Origin of the sequence: Desulfovibrio sp. Fe33, assembly GCF_028532725.1 — a bacterium.
In the GTDB taxonomy this organism is placed as follows: domain Bacteria; phylum Desulfobacterota; class Desulfovibrionia; order Desulfovibrionales; family Desulfovibrionaceae; genus Pseudodesulfovibrio.
Map to the genome: position 1 here is coordinate 107656 of NZ_JAQKGU010000010.1, position 14122 is coordinate 121777.

A 14122-nucleotide genomic window follows, 5' to 3' on the forward strand; every position below is an offset into this window, starting at 1 on the left:
ACAGGCGCTATCTGATCTGTACCGCGGGCTGCATGACAGCTCCGGCGGCCGGGACGGGCAGCGTATGGCGGCGGCGCAATTTGGTTTTCAGGGACTCTATGCCCGAGTTGAATAGGAAGTGGACCGCGACGGAGGCCGTCAACGCGGCGGCCAGGATGAGCCACCCCTCGGGCTCGTCCGCGTAGGTCTCGAACAGGGCGATGACGATGTAGTGCAGCAGGTAGAACGGGTAGCTTACCTTGCCCGTGAATCTGTCGAATTGTAACCGTTTAAAGCCTCGAAAGACAAGCGGAAGCATCAGCAGGGTCGCCACGGGCAGGAAAAACGGGAGCAGAGGCTTGGCGACGCCGTCGCTCGTCAGGACCAGTCCGATCAGGACGGAAAAGAGACCGTAGTCGAACCAGCGGGGGGCGGCGGGCAGTTTCCTGTGGACGCGGTAGGCCAGGATTCCACCGGCAAAAAGCCAGAATTCCAGCAGAAAAAAGCGCTTGAAAAAGACTATCCCGGACAGGTGGGAATTCATGACCGCGAGCTTGAGCGCCAGGCTGGCCCCCAAAAGCGACAGGAGGGTCCTGGTGCGCAGCCTGACCAGGAACGGGGCCAGGGCGTAGAAGGTGAGCTCCAGCGAAAGGGACCACCCCTGGATGAGCGGTGCGTCGGACCACAGGGCCTGGCGGCTGTCGGTCACGAAGCGCAGCCCCCCTTCGGGAAGCCGGGCAAGGCTGAACAGCAGCTCTTGTCCGAAGGTCACGGCCGAGGTCCAGGCCATGACCGCGAAGGCGGCCGGATCGGCCAGGATGGCCCGCAGGCTTTCCCGGTTGGTCAGGGAGTGTATGTCCAGGCCCGCGAGCAGTCCCAGGCTGATCGTCAGCGCCAGGACGTACATGGGATAGAGCGTCAGGAAGCGGCTCAGGTAGAATGAACGCGCGTCGCCGTAGGATTTGTCCAGGACAAGGGCCATGTAGAAGCCGGAAATGGCGAAGAAGGTCAGCACGGCTTCATGGCCGTTGACCAGAGGAGAGTGCTCCAGTGTGGGGAAGTGCGAGTTGAAGACCGCAAAGGCGAGCAGCAGGCGGATGAAGCCCATGGCATTACCTCCCTCTCCGGGAAACCGGACCTTTCAGGGCCGGTGGGGTGCACGATGCGGACAGGGCCGCCGCGGACCGCCTCAAGCGCTCAGCCATTGAACCCGAAGGGGGCGGGCTTGGGGTGATCCGGCGGGACTGCGGACAATACGGCCGGGGTGTGGCGACACAGGGCCGCGACCGACTGGTACGGCTCCTCGCCGCAGAGATAGGCGCGCAGCCGTTGCCGGGTCTCGGCGTCCATGTGGGCCATGAGCGGCTGGGACACGTCGGCCGTGCGGCTCAGCGCGTCCCGGATCTGCTCATCCCAGGCCTTGTGGAAGCGGTTCAGGTCGTCGGGGCGCAACTGCTTGCGGCAGCGGGTGCAGCCGCAAGCCAGGGGAATATCCCGTCCCAGGTCGAACAGGCCGTATTCCTCGCAGATTTCCTGGCCCTGCCAGATGTCCCGCACGGCGATTTCGAAGCCGTAGGCCGTGGCCATGATGTTGCAGTCGCAGCGGTGGTTGACGTAACGCGCGTTGTCCCTGCTCACGATATGCACGCCGGTTTCGTCGGCGTAGGCGGTCTTTCCGGGCGTTTCGGCCAGGCGGGGCCGGTTCATGGAGCGGGCCACAAAGGCCGCTTCCAGCCGGTCGCGCACGTAGACTATTGTTCCGCGCGGAATGTCTGCGGTGGCGAATACGCCGTACCCCGTGGCGGGGTCGACGAAGCGCACTTCGGTCTTGGGATGCATCATGGGCAGTCACCGCCCCTGCGGGACAGGGGGCGTTTTCGGTCTTTTCAGGGCCGGTTTACCAATCCTCGTCGGTATCGTAGTCGATATCGTCTTCCAGGGTATAGTTGCGCACCTTGATGCGCAGCTCGTCGTCGTTTTCGGTGACCACGCCTTCGGCCGTGACCCACCTGTCTATGAATTCGATCAGGCTTTCTCCGTTCTCGTCGGGTTCGACGATGAACTCCTCCTCGCCGTCCACGAGCAGGACGATGCCGGATACTGTTTCGTTGTCCCATTCCAGGGGGAGTATCTGCCCGAACAGGGAATCCTCATACACGTCAATAGCCATTTCTCCCACTCCTATTGGTATTGATTTTCCGCGTCGTCTTCGTCGATGAGCAGGCGGTAGACGAGACCGCCTTCCATGGGAATGAATTGCTTGCAGAACCTTTGCTGCAACGAGAAATCGTTGGCTTCGTAAAAACGGTGCGCGTTCTCGAAGGCCCGGCCTTCGCCGGTCTCCAGGAATATGGATCGTCCCGTCTCGCGGGCCACCCTCCGAATCATTTCGGCCACAAGGGCCGAGCCGATGCCCAGCCTGCGGAATTCGGGGTCCACGGTGATGCCGTAGAGCTCGAACTCGCCGGGCCAGTGCATGATCGGGCCGTAGCAGAGGAAGCCTATGATCCGGCTCTCCTCCGCATCTTCGAGTTTTGCAACGAGGAAGGTCTGGGCCTCCTCACCGTTGCCGTAGGCGCAGTCCCAGGCCATGTCCTCGGCGGACATCATCGCGTCCGACGAAAACAGCCCGCTGGAGGCTGCCATGTTCAGGACGGTTTCCACGTCCTCGGGCGTGATGCCGGTGGAGATGCGGACTTCCCGCATTTCCTCGGAAGCGTCGTCATTTCTGGTTGTCGTGTCCATGGTGGTTCCGAATCCGCTAGGGGAGTAGTCAGGCGAGACGGTCTGTCCGTCCGCTCGGTTGTGCGTTCATGGATGTATAGTTCATGGACGAGGTGTCGCCGACGACCTGAATGGAATCGACATGAATGGAATCGATGCCGAGCGTACTCGAGGCCGTGCCGGTGACTTCGCAAGTCCTGCCTTCCAGTGAGCCGGGGTCCTGGTTGACGCCCAGGAGCAGATACTCCGTGTCGCCGTCCTTGATGACCAGCCCGAAGTCGGTGTTGACCACCAGACCCCAGACGGTGACGGTGCCGTCGGCGGCAGAGGCCGCGACGGACAGGGCGGGAGAAACGCAGAGGGCCATGACCAGCAGCAAGGGAAACAGTAATTTTCGCATGGGCTATCCTGATATGTTGTTTTCCACGGGCGCAAAGCTTTCGACGACCATGGACTCCACCCCGCACTCCTTGCGGACCACGCCGGTGAAGATTGCTTCCGTCCTCGACAGAGAGAGGAGGTTGGGGAGGCTTTTGAAGTTCTCCACGAGAATTTCCCGCTCATCCTTGCAGGCGATCAGCACTTCGGTCACGCGGAATTGCTTGTCCCACTGTCTGGGGACAAGCGTTCCTCTGACTATGACCGTGTCTTGCTGATGTCTTTTTTCTTGCGGCATGAAACTTCTCTACCAGGTGTTTTGAAGTCATGACAAAAGCATGGAGCGTGCCAGCGGGTTAATTGGTTGGAATATATGAGGAAAGCTGGATTGAGCCTCTTCTTGAATCGGAATTGATTGTTCCTGTTTATAGCCTGAGGCGGACGAGGCAGGCAGAAACGGGCGAAGAACAGGCCGGGAAGGGGGTGTGCTTCTGGTAAAAAAGTTAGTATTTTCATAATGTTGAAACAATATAGGAATATTTTATTCCGATTGTATGCAATACGGAACTACTAATTCTTTTTTTTACGAAAGTTCATTTTGTCGAGGCCGTGGCGATTTAGCAGTTTCGAGAGCTGCCTGGTGGTCACGCCCGCCCGCTGGGCCGCGTCCTTGATGACGCCGCGACACTGCTCCAGGAGGCTCGACAGGTATTGGCGCTCGAACTTGTCCAGGGTGATGCGCCTCGCCTCCTTGAGGGGCAGGCTGGTCTTCACCGGGGAGGTGACCACCTCTCCCTGGGTGTCGAGCAGGTCGGGCGGGAAGCTCTCGGGCTGGAGGACGTCGCCGGTTTCCAGGATACAGGCCCGCTCGATGACGTTTTCGAGCTCGCGCACGTTGCCCGGCCACTCGTATTCCAGCAGCGTGTCCAGCACCTGGGGGTGGATGCCCTTGACCTCGGTGTTGAGCAGGCCATTGAACTGTTGAATGAACGCCTCGGACAGGCGGGGAATGTCCTCGCGCCGCTCCCGCAGGGGCGGGATGCGGATGGGGAAGACGTTGAGCCGGTAGAACAGGTCGCGCCGGAACTTGCCGCGTTCGCACAGCTCCTGCATGTCCTCGTTGGTGGCAGCGATGATGCGCACGTCCACCGGGATGTCGGACTCGCCGCCCACGCGCTGGATGACCCGTTCCTGGATGACGTTGAGCAGCTTGACCTGGACCGACTGGGAAATGGTGCCGATTTCGTCCAGAAATATCGTCCCGCCGTGGGCCAGCTCGAATTTGCCGAGCTTGCGCCGCACCGCGCCGGTGAACGCCCCTTTCTCATGGCCGAACATTTCGCTTTCCACCAGCGTGTCCGGGATGGCTCCGCAGTGCACGCTGATGAACGGCTGGTTCTTGCGGTTGGAGTGGGCGTGGATGAGCTTGGCGATGAGCGACTTGCCGGTGCCGGTTTCGCCCGTGAGCAGCACCGTGGTCCGGGTGCCCGCAACCTGGCGTATCTTGACGAACACGTCGCGCATGGATTTGCTGCGCGTGTCCACGTATTCCAGCGAGTCCTCGTTCCAGAACTGGCCGCGCAGGTAGTCCAGCTCGGACTTGAGCACGTCGGATTCGCGGACCTTGTCCACGATGAGGTCCAGCTCTTCCTTTTCGATGGGATGCGTCAGGTAGTCGAAGGCTCCGGCCTTGACCGCGTCGACGGCGTGGTGCGTGTTGGCTTCGTCGGCCATGACCACGATGGCCGCCGAGGGATACTGCTCCCACAGCCCTTCCAGTCCCCTGGCTACGGAGGTGTGCTTCCCGAGCAGGGATTCCACATCCACGAACAGTGTATCCACTTCGCGGTCCGGCGGCGTGTCCACGGCAACGGGGGCCATCTCGGTCTTCAGATGTTTTTCCTGGTCGAGCAGGGCGCCGATCTCCTTCGACCGGCTTCCGTTGCGGGTGATGACGAGCATTTTACGCATAATGGCTTGGTCTCCAAGCCACCTTTTACTTCGATGCCGCAATTGAGACAATTCAAATCTGCGTCTTCGCGGCCGGGGAGAGGGGGCTTTTGGCGTGGGCGGAACGGACAATATTATAAAGGGCTTTCCCCTTCGCGCAGTCGGTTGCGCTATGGGGAAAGCCCTTCGGAGTGGAAGTGCGGGAGCCGCTTGGCGGCGGGTTCCTCAGCTCCAGCGGATCAGCCTGGGGTCGCATTTGCTTGCGAGTCCGGGGTGCGCGGGGAGCACCCGGACGCCGTAGCGGACGGGGCCGGATTCGATGGGGCTGAACTTGGCCCGGTAGAGCAGGGTGGTTCCCTCGGTGTGCTTCAATTCCATGGGGATGCAGGCCACGATGGTTTCCTCGTCCGGGGTGGCGGCCACGAATTCCACCAGGATTTCCTCGGTCAGGAGCTGGCCCCGGTCCACCTTGGCGGTCACCGTCAGTTCGTTGCCCAGCCTGAAGACGTCGCCGTTGATGCCCTCGACCTGGACTTCCCTGATGTTCACCGTGGCGAACCGGCCGGGGATGCGTATGCGCCATTCGCCCAGCCGTTGCGCGAGTTCATTGTTGTTCTTCCCTCGCGCGGCGGACAGCCTGATGGCGGGCAGGTACATGTCGTCGATGTAGTCCCGGACCATGCGGTGGGTGCCGTACTGCATGAAGGCGGTTCGAATGGCCGCCTTCATGCGGGCGAGCCAGGCGTGGGGCACGCCGTCGCCGCCCCGGTCGTAGAATTCGGGGACCACCTCGGATTGCAGGGTGGCGTATAGGTTGTCCGCGTCCACGATGTCCTGGTTGACCTGGCTTTCGTAGACAAGGCCGCTGCCCACGGCCCAGCCGTTGGTGCCGTCGAACGCCTCGTCCCACCAACCGTCCAGGATGGAGCAGTTGGGTACGCCGTTGGCCGCGGCCTTCATGCCGCTGGTGCCGCTGGCCTCCATGAGCCGGGTGGGGTTGTTCAGCCAGACGTCCGCGCCAGACACGAGCAGCCGGGCCAGCCGGATGTCGTAGCTTTCCAGGAAGATGACCCGGCCCAGGAAGTCTTCCTGCTTGGCCAGGCGGCAGATGAGGTTGATGTAGCTCGCCCCCATGGTGTCCGCCGGGTGGGCCTTGCCCGCGAAGATGACGTTCACCGGCCGGTCCGCGCTGCACAGGATTTCCTTGATCCGTTGCAGGTTGTGGAAGAGCAGGGTGGGGCGTTTGTAGGCCGTGCACCGACGGGCGAAACACAGCGTCAGGTGGTCGGGATTCAGGGTGCTCAGGAAGGCGTGCAGCCGGTTGGGCGGCTCGCCCTCACGGGTCCATTGGGTGGAGATGGACCGCCGGACCTCATCGTAGAGGCGGTGCTTGAGGGTGACGTGGGTGTCCCACAGCCGCCTGTCGTCCAGGTCGTCCAGACGGTCCCAGCCGTCCTTCTCCAAGAGGGCGTGGTGTACGGACAGGCGGCACGATTCCTCGATATCGTGCCGGACGCGCTCGTCCAGCCAGGAAGGGATGTGTACGCCGTTGGTCACGTGTCCCACCGGGACTTCGCTCAGGATGAAGCCGCGCCACAGGTCCTGCCACATGCGCCTGGACACGTCGCCGTGCAGGCGGGAGACGCCGTTGCGTTTGCAGGAGAGTTGCAGGGCCAGCACGGTCATGTTCAGGTGGTCCGCTTCTTCGGCATAGATGTGCCCGAGGTTCCACAGTCCCTCCCAGGGCACGCCCATTTCGTCGGCGTAACCGCGGAAGTAGTTTTCCACCAGGGACTTCTCGAACCGTTCGTTGCCCGCGGGGACCGGGGTGTGCATGGTGAACACGGTGTTGCCCCGGACGATCTCCTTGGCCGTGGCGAAGCTTACGCCGTCCAGCATCATGAGTTGGCGGATGCGCTCGAAGAGCAGGAAAGCGGAATGGCCCTCGTTGAGATGGAAGACCGACGGGGTTACGTCCAGGGCGGTGAGCAGGCGGATTCCGCCCACTCCGAGAACGATCTCCTGCTCGATGCGCCCCTTGGAGGTCGGGTCGTAGAGCTTGGAGGTGATGTCCCGGTCCGAGCGGGAGTTTTCGACAACGTCCGTGTCGAGCAGGTAGAGCCTGGCGCGGCCCACGTGGACCTCCCATATCTGGGCGAAGACCGTGCGGCCCGGCAGGCTCAGGGTTATCATGACCTTTTCCCCGTCCTTGTGCAGGGGGGTGATGGGCATGGTGGCGAAGTCGTTCTCATGGTATTCCACCACCTGGTCTCCGTTGCCGTTGATCCGCTGGTGGAAGAAGCCGTTCTTGTAGAGCAGGGAGATGCCGATGAAGGGCAGGTTCAGGTCGCTGGCCGACTTGATGTGGTCGCCGGAGAGCAGGCCGAGTCCGCCGGAGTAGACCGGAATGGATTCGTGCAGGCCGAACTCCATGGAAAAGTAGGCCACCGGATTTTTCCAGGTTATGCCCTGCACGTTGGCCGTTTTGCTTTCGGCCATGTAGGCGTCGAAGCGCTCCAGAACGGTCTTGAGCCGCGCCATGAATTCGGAATCGCCTGCCAGCTCGTTCAGCCGGTCGATGCGCATGGTGTTCAGGAAGAGGTCCGGGTTGTGGCCGCTGGCGCGCCATTTGTCCGCGTCCATCCACTCGAACAGTTCCTGGGAGTCCCGATGCCAGACCCACCAGAGATTTTCGGCAAGGTCGCGCAGCCTGGCAAGGGGCGCGGGCAGCTCCGTGATTACGGTGAAGGAGCGCAGCCTGGGCTGGGTGGTGTTCACGCCGGAGAAGCTGATCTCGGTCCCGGGCGCGGCGGCCATGCGCTGCACGCCCGCGATGCGCTCGGTGCGGATGTCCGCCGCGTGCTCATACGCCTCCAGGTACCGGGGGTAGAAGTGGGACCAGGTGGCCTCTTCGGCGATGCTCCGGGCTTCCGCGCTGCGGGAGGCCCGCTCCTCCGGGGTCCAGCGGGTGAAATCGGCCAGGAATCGGGCCAGGTTCTCACGCGTGGTCTCGTAGTCATCGTCCAGCCGGTTGAGGACGTGCACTCCGGGATGGCCCTGCGGATGTTTCTCCATAACCCATTGGCCGAACCCGGCCCGGTCCGAGGTCACCGTGGGCACGGCGAAGGCCGCGCTTTCCATGGGGGTGTAGCCCCACGGCTCGTAGAAGGAGGGGAAGACGGTCAGGTCCATGCCCGCCAGCGCGTCATAATATTCGAGGTTGAGGACGCCGTCGTTGCCGTCCAGGTAGACCGGGATGAAGATGACGCAGCAACTGTTCTCCGGTTGGTTGTCGAGCTTTCGTTCGCGGCATTTGACGACCATGGGGTCGTGTTCGGCGTCGCCCAGGTGGTGGGTGCTGATGCCCGCGTATTTTTCGATGTCGTACCGTTCCTGCTTGAGACGCCGCCGGGCCTCGTCGCTGAATCCCGCGTACCCGCAGGAGACGAGCAGGAAGGCGACCACCGTGACGTCGTTGCCCGCCTTGGCGAGCTCTTCATCCAGGTCGCCCAGTCCGTCCAGGAGCAGGTCGATGCCCTTGTTGTGAAATTCATACCGTCCGCTGGTTGCCACCAGCAGGGTCTTTGCCGGGTCGAGGTCGCGTTCGAGGAAGTTGGCGGCCAGGTCGATGAGCCGTTTTCTCGACGCCGTTCGCGTCTGGGCGACGGTCCGGGGCTCGGCGAATCCTTCGAGATTGAAGCCGTTGACCGTGACCACGGCGGGATTGGTGCCGAGCAGGTTGGAGGCTTCCTTGCGGGTGATGTTGGAGACCGTGGTGAAGCAGTCCGCCTCGCGGGCCGAGACCGATTCCATGGAGTGCTTGGCCGTGACCCCGAACGCCTTGGCTTCCTGGGAGGGTTCGATCTCCTCAAGCCGCTTGTAGATGTCCACACCTGATCCGGACATGGCCCGGCCGAGCATGGTGGCGTGGGTGGTCAGGACCGTGACCACCGAGGGCGCGTGCTTCTTCAGGTGGAGCACGCCCGCTCCGGTCATCCACTCGTGGAAGTGGGCGTACACGTCGGCTCCTTCCTCCACGTCCTCGCTGATCTCGCGAATGGCCATGGCCGCGGCCGTGGAGAAGAGGACCGGCTCGATGTAGTCCCAACCGCCCGCCATGGAATCCACGCCGTAGTCGTTCCAGAGCTGGAAGAGGAGCTTGTCGGGGGCCGGGAAGGCGTTGCGGAAGCCGATGAGCAGGACCAGGGGGGCGCCGGGGATGTCCCATCGGCCGGAAGCGGTCTCCACACCCCAGGCCTTGAGCCGTTCCAGGGCCGGGCGGATTTCCTCCGGGGGGCCTTCCGGGACGAAGCCGGGGTTGCGGTCGAGCAGCGGCCCCACGGCCACGTAGCGGTCGTCGAAGGCCGCCATGGCCTGCACGGCCTTGCTGCTGATGACGGTGTGGATGCCGCCGACCTTGTTGCACACTTCCCAGGAAACTTCGAATAGCCAGCTTGTCTCCATGGCTGATCTCCTACCCCTGTTTTCCGTTCCCGCCGTCCAGCCGGAGGGCGAGATCGTTGAGGACGTTCATGTAGGTGATGAACGCCTGATGCGGGGTGTCGTACGGGTTGAAGTACTTGTGCACGTCGCCGTCGGAAAACCACTTGGTGCACATGTAATAGAAATGGTCGCTGGTCAGGAGCTCGCGCCAGGTGGCGATGATGTCCGCATCGCCCGAGGCCATGACCCTGCTCTCCAGGGAGTAGGCCATTTCGGCGGCCTGGTCCTGCATGGGGTTGCCCAGCCATGCGGTCACATCGCGCTCCAGGTCGGCCCAGGAGGTGAAGTAGGGCACGTCGAGCTGGGCCATGGGGTCCAGGTGGGCGGCGGCCTCGCCGGGCGTTTCGAAGACGAAGTCGCCGTGGGCCAGGACCGCTCCCGGCAGGCTCCTGAAGAACTCGAAGATGCCGGTGTCCGCCCACTGGTGCTCTCCGATGGTCTCGTAGTCCATGAACAGGTTGATGATCTCGCCGCTGCCTGCCGAGCCGTGGACCCATCCTGCGAATTTCTCGGTGGTCACGGGCCACTCGGTCCATCCCCGGTCCGAAAAACGGAAGGCCACGTCGTCCGAAAGCCGGTAGTTCTTGAGCAGTGCCTTGAGCTTGGAGCAGCCGGCGGGCTGGTAGACGAAGTTGGGCGAGCGCCAGCCCAGCACCTGGTCCGCGCCCTCGGCCAGGATGGCCTTGTAGCCCATCTTCTCGATCTCCTGGGCCAGGTCGTTGTTGTAGATCAGCTCGGTGTTGCGGAAGGTCACGGGCTTGGAGCCGAAGAACTCCTCCAGTATGCGGCCGTGCATCTTCACCTGTCGGCGGAACTCCTCCTTCGAGAACAGGAAGGCCAGGGAGTGGTAGTGGGTCTCGCCGATGAACTCCACGCAGCCGGTGTCGGCCAGGGTCCGGAAGGAATCCAGGACCTCGGGGCAGAACTCCTGGAACTGCTCCATGGCCACGCCGGTGATGGCGTAGGAGATGCGGAATTTACCCTTGAACTCCTCGATGAGGTCGAGCATCAGCCGGTTGGCGGGCAGGTAGCACTTCTGGGCCACCTTGCGCATGATGTCCCGGTTGGCGGCTTCGTCGCGATAGTGGTGGCTGCGCCCCAGGCTGAAGAACGAATAGTCCTTGTCCAGGCGCATGGGCTGGTGGACCTGGAAGTAGAAGCACACGGAAGTCATGACAGTCCTCCGGTCAGTTGCCGATATACGTCGAGGACCTTTTCCGCGGCCTGGTCCCACTGGATGTTCTTGAGTGTTTCCCGCCCGCGTTCGACCAGCGTTCTGGCCCGTTCCTCGTTGGTGAGGATGTCCTCGATCTCATGGGCCAGCCGGTCCACGTCCCAGAAGTCCACCTTGACCGCGTCCTTGAGGACCTCGGCCACGCCGGACTGCTTGGAGACGATGCACGGCACGTCGAAGACCGTGGCCTCCAGCGGGGTGATGCCGAAGGGTTCGGACACGCTCGGCATGACGTAGAGGTCGCTCATGGCGTAGATGCGCTCCACGTCGGTTCCGCGCACGAAGCCGGTGAAGTGGAACCTGTCGCCCAGCCGGAGTTCGGCCATGCGTTCGACCATGCGGGGGAACATGTCGCCGGTCCCGGCCATGGCGAAGCGGACGTCGCGGTGTTTTTCGAGCACCTTGGCCGCCGCCTCGACGAAGTAGTCCGGGCCTTTCTGAAAGGTGATGCGCCCCAGGAAAAGGACCAGCTTCTCCTTGAACGGCTTCTTGACGCGGAGTTGTCCCAGCCGCCGGTGTTTGGCCACGGCGTTATGGACCACGGAGATCTTGTCCGGGGAGATGCCGTATCGGTTGACGATGGTTTCCATGGTGAGGTGGCTGACCGCGATAATCCGGTCGGCGGCTTCGAATCCGGCCCGCTCGATGTCGTAGACGGACTGGTTGACGTGCTCGCCGGAGCGGTCGAACTCCAGGGCGTGCGCGTGGACCACCAGGGGCTTGCCCGAGACCCGTTTGGCCTCGATGCCCGCCGGGGCGGTCAGCCAGTCGTGGGCGTGGATGACGTCGAACCGCTCGGTCAGGCCCAGGTGCGCGCCTATGAGGCTGTAGCGCACGATTTCGTCCATGAGGTTCGCGCCGTATCCGCCCGAGAAGTCGTTTTCAAGTTCCGCGAAGATGTCTTCGGTGGTGACCTGCTCGTTCTTTTCGAGCAGGAAGCGGTATTCCTTTTCCGTGAGGTAGGGGCGCAGTGGCGAGAGCACCTCCAGCACGGACATCCTTTCCTGCAACTCCCGGATTTCGGACACGCCGACCTTGGCGCGCAGCCGGTTGGCTCCGAGCAGGGTCAGGTGTTGCGCCTCCTCGTCGGAGTCCAGCCGGGGCAGGACGAACAGGATGTCGGTCCCGAGATTGGCCAGTCCCTTGGTCAGGCCCAGGCAGGCCGTTCCCAGGCCGCCCGAGATATACGGCGGGAATTCCCAGCCGAACATGAGTACGCGCATGGCTATTTCTCCTTGAGGAGCTTGTTCAGGCGGATGGCCTCGGCCATGGACCATGCCTGGGCCACGGCGCCCTTGGGCGCGTGCGGCGGGTTGCCCGTGTACAGCTCCGGCACCGCGTTGATGCAGAGGTCGTCGGGGAATGCGCGCAGAATCGGCTTGAAGTATTTGAGCAGGAACGCTCCGGTTCCGGCGCGGTCCTCGGCCTGGCGCAGCAGGGCCTGGCCGAAATGCCCGGCCAGCCAGGGCCAGACCATGCCCTGGTGGTAGGCCGAGTCGCGTGAGTCGGCGTCGCCCTTGTAGAAGGGCGAGTAGGCCGGATCGCGGGGCGATAGGGTACGCAGGCCGTAAGGGGTCAGCAGGTGGGCCTGGACCACGCCGATGACCGCGCGCATGAGGTGGTAGTCGAGCATGGTGTGCGGCAGGGACAGGGCGAATATCTGGTTGGGCCGGATGCGCCGGTCCCGGCCGTGCTCGTTGACCACGTCGCACAGGCAGTTGTCCCGGTCGTTCCAGAAGCGGGCCACGAAGTTCGCCTGGAGACGGTCGGCCGCCTCACCGGCGCGCCCGGCCGTTTCGTTGTCCGGGCCGGTCGCCAGTTCCTGGAAAAAACGCAGCGCGTTGTACCACAGGGCGTTGATCTCCACCGCCGCGCCGTGGCGCGGCGTGACCGGCCGCCCGTAGGCCTGGGCGTCCATCCAGGTGAGCTGGGTGTGTTCGTTGCCCGCGTGGAGCAGCCCGTCACTGTCTAGCCCGCACAGGGGCACGCGGCCGTCCAGGTGGGCGGTCACGATGGAGCGCAGGGCCGGGTATATCCGGTCCATGACGAAGTCCATGCTCCCCCGTGTTTTGAGATACTCCTGGACGGCCCAGAAGAACCACAGGGAGGCGTCCACCGAGTTGTAGGCCAGGTGGTCGGAGTTCTGGTCCAGGTAGTTTGGCAGCAGCCCGTCGCGGCACAGCCCCGCATAGGCGGCCAGGACCTCTTCGCCGAACTTGCGGCGTCCGGCGTAAAAGGTCAGTCCCGGCAGGCTTATCATGGTGTCGCGGCCCCATTCGCCGAACCAGTGGTAACCGGCGATGACCGAGGCGAACCCGGAGGGGTTGCGGATCAGGAACATGCCGGAGAAATATTTGAGCCATCGGGTGGACCGGCTGCGGTCCTTGCAGGCCTCGAATTCGTCCTCGCGCCGGGCGATCTCCTTTTTGCGCAGCCGCTCCAGGTTGCCAAGCGGCTCCACGGACGCGGCGAAGATTACGGGTTTGCCCTTTTCCAGGCGCGTTTCGAACATGCCGGGGCAGAACAGGTCCTCCTGATAGTCGAAACCGCGCGCCCGTTCCATGAGGTATTCGATGTTGTAGGTCCACTTGGGGCCGGGGAAGAACTCCGAGGCCCGGTTGGTGGCCATGTAGAGCGGGGGCATCCCTTCGTAGGGCTGAATCTTGCGGCCGTTGCGCTCGGGGTAGGACTTGGGCCGCAGGAACATGTTCTCCCTGGTCAGCTTGTGGATTTCCCGGTAGGCCAGCAGGGGGCGCAGGCGCAGGGCGGGTTTGACCTTGCCTTCAAGGAGTTCGTAGCAGACCAGCACGGTGTTTTGGCCGTGGATCATGAGGAAGGACTTGCGGATGAGGGCGTCGCCGATGCGATAGGTCGTGGAGGGATAGAGGCCCTGGTCGAAGGAGTCCACGAACTGATGCCCGGTGGGATGGTACACGCCGGGGAATTTGTTGGACGACAGGAGAAATTCCTTGTCGTTGGCCAGGACCGATGTCTCCAGTTTGGAGAGGAGGACGAACCTCCCTTTCGGCTCCTTGAGCGCCGCGATGAGTATTCCGTGGTACTTGCGGGTGTGGCAATTGATGATGGTGCTGGACGCGTAGCCGCCCAGACCGTTCCCGTCTATCCATTCCTTTCTGGTCGCCGTTTCGGTGTTGACGCATTCTTCCCTGGAAATATGCAGCATGATGACCACCTGTTCATGAGGTTCGGAAGATGGGAGCTGCCCCGGAAGGGGTATTTCCGATTGTGATAGTTGATAGAAAAATACGGCTGGTTGCAAGCGAAAAAGTATTTTGTGGATTATTATTTTCAAAACGGTACGCGAAAGGATTGCGAAGCGTGACAACGGGCGCG

General features: G+C 62.8%; 11 protein-coding genes. All 11 read right to left on the reverse strand.

Annotation, left to right across the window (positions count from 1 at the left end; translation table 11 throughout):
* Positions 1-7: 7 nt before the first annotated feature.
* Positions 8-1087, reverse strand: coding sequence for an acyltransferase family protein (locus tag PSN43_RS13120; protein ID WP_272701190.1), 1080 nt, complete (start codon positions 1085-1087; stop codon positions 8-10).
* 89 nt (positions 1088-1176) lie between these two features.
* Complete coding sequence (locus PSN43_RS13125) at positions 1177-1821, reverse strand: SET domain-containing protein (protein WP_272701191.1); 645 nt, start codon at positions 1819-1821, stop codon at positions 1177-1179.
* A gap of 55 nt (positions 1822-1876) precedes the next feature.
* A complete protein-coding gene (locus tag PSN43_RS13130; protein WP_272701192.1) occupies positions 1877-2149 on the reverse strand; it encodes a hypothetical protein in 273 nt (90 codons plus the stop codon).
* Between the two features lie 11 nt (positions 2150-2160).
* Entirely contained in the window at positions 2161-2724 is a 564-nt protein-coding gene (locus tag PSN43_RS13135) for a GNAT family N-acetyltransferase (RefSeq protein ID WP_272701193.1), read from the reverse strand.
* Positions 2725-2752: 28 nt separating this feature from the next.
* On the reverse strand, positions 2753-3103 hold the full coding sequence (locus PSN43_RS13140) for a hypothetical protein (protein ID WP_272701194.1): 351 nt from the start codon (positions 3101-3103) through the stop codon (positions 2753-2755).
* A 3-nt stretch (positions 3104-3106) separates the two neighbouring features.
* Positions 3107-3295 carry a hypothetical protein gene (locus tag PSN43_RS13145; RefSeq protein WP_272701195.1) on the reverse strand — a complete coding sequence of 63 codons (189 nt, stop codon included), beginning with the start codon at positions 3293-3295 and terminating at the stop codon, positions 3107-3109.
* 356 nt (positions 3296-3651) lie between these two features.
* Positions 3652-5052, reverse strand: coding sequence for a sigma-54 dependent transcriptional regulator (locus PSN43_RS13150; protein ID WP_272701196.1), 1401 nt, complete (start codon positions 5050-5052; stop codon positions 3652-3654).
* A gap of 204 nt (positions 5053-5256) precedes the next feature.
* Complete coding sequence (gene glgP, locus PSN43_RS13155; protein WP_272701197.1) at positions 5257-9495, reverse strand: alpha-glucan family phosphorylase; 4239 nt, start codon at positions 9493-9495, stop codon at positions 5257-5259.
* 10 nt (positions 9496-9505) lie between these two features.
* The gene (locus PSN43_RS13160; protein ID WP_272701198.1) at positions 9506-10708 is read right to left on the reverse strand and encodes a glycoside hydrolase family 57 protein; all 1203 of its coding nucleotides are present in this window, start codon (positions 10706-10708) and stop codon (positions 9506-9508) included.
* Entirely contained in the window at positions 10705-11991 is a 1287-nt protein-coding gene (locus PSN43_RS13165; protein ID WP_272701199.1) for a glycosyltransferase family 4 protein, read from the reverse strand. The genes PSN43_RS13160 and PSN43_RS13165 overlap by 4 nt, the downstream gene beginning before the upstream one ends.
* Positions 11992-11993: 2 nt before the next feature.
* Positions 11994-13952: an amylo-alpha-1,6-glucosidase gene (locus tag PSN43_RS13170; RefSeq protein ID WP_272701200.1), complete on the reverse strand. Its 1959-nt coding sequence runs from the start codon at positions 13950-13952 to the stop codon at positions 11994-11996.
* Positions 13953-14122: the final 170 nt, after the last annotated feature.

Coding starts and splice junctions, on each gene's coding strand:
- PSN43_RS13140 (WP_272701194.1), bottom strand. CDS start 3,103: ATGCGAAAATTACTGTTTCCCTTGCTGCTGGTCATGGCCCTCTGCGTT.
- PSN43_RS13125 (WP_272701191.1), bottom strand. CDS start 1,821: ATGATGCATCCCAAGACCGAAGTGCGCTTCGTCGACCCCGCCACGGGG.
- PSN43_RS13165 (WP_272701199.1), bottom strand. CDS start 11,991: ATGCGCGTACTCATGTTCGGCTGGGAATTCCCGCCGTATATCTCGGGC.
- PSN43_RS13150 (WP_272701196.1), bottom strand. CDS start 5,052: ATGCGTAAAATGCTCGTCATCACCCGCAACGGAAGCCGGTCGAAGGAG.
- PSN43_RS13120 (WP_272701190.1), bottom strand. CDS start 1,087: ATGGGCTTCATCCGCCTGCTGCTCGCCTTTGCGGTCTTCAACTCGCAC.
- PSN43_RS13160 (WP_272701198.1), bottom strand. CDS start 10,708: ATGACTTCCGTGTGCTTCTACTTCCAGGTCCACCAGCCCATGCGCCTG.
- PSN43_RS13170 (WP_272701200.1), bottom strand. CDS start 13,952: ATGCTGCATATTTCCAGGGAAGAATGCGTCAACACCGAAACGGCGACC.
- PSN43_RS13130 (WP_272701192.1), bottom strand. CDS start 2,149: ATGGCTATTGACGTGTATGAGGATTCCCTGTTCGGGCAGATACTCCCC.
- glgP (WP_272701197.1), bottom strand. CDS start 9,495: ATGGAGACAAGCTGGCTATTCGAAGTTTCCTGGGAAGTGTGCAACAAG.
- PSN43_RS13135 (WP_272701193.1), bottom strand. CDS start 2,724: ATGGACACGACAACCAGAAATGACGACGCTTCCGAGGAAATGCGGGAA.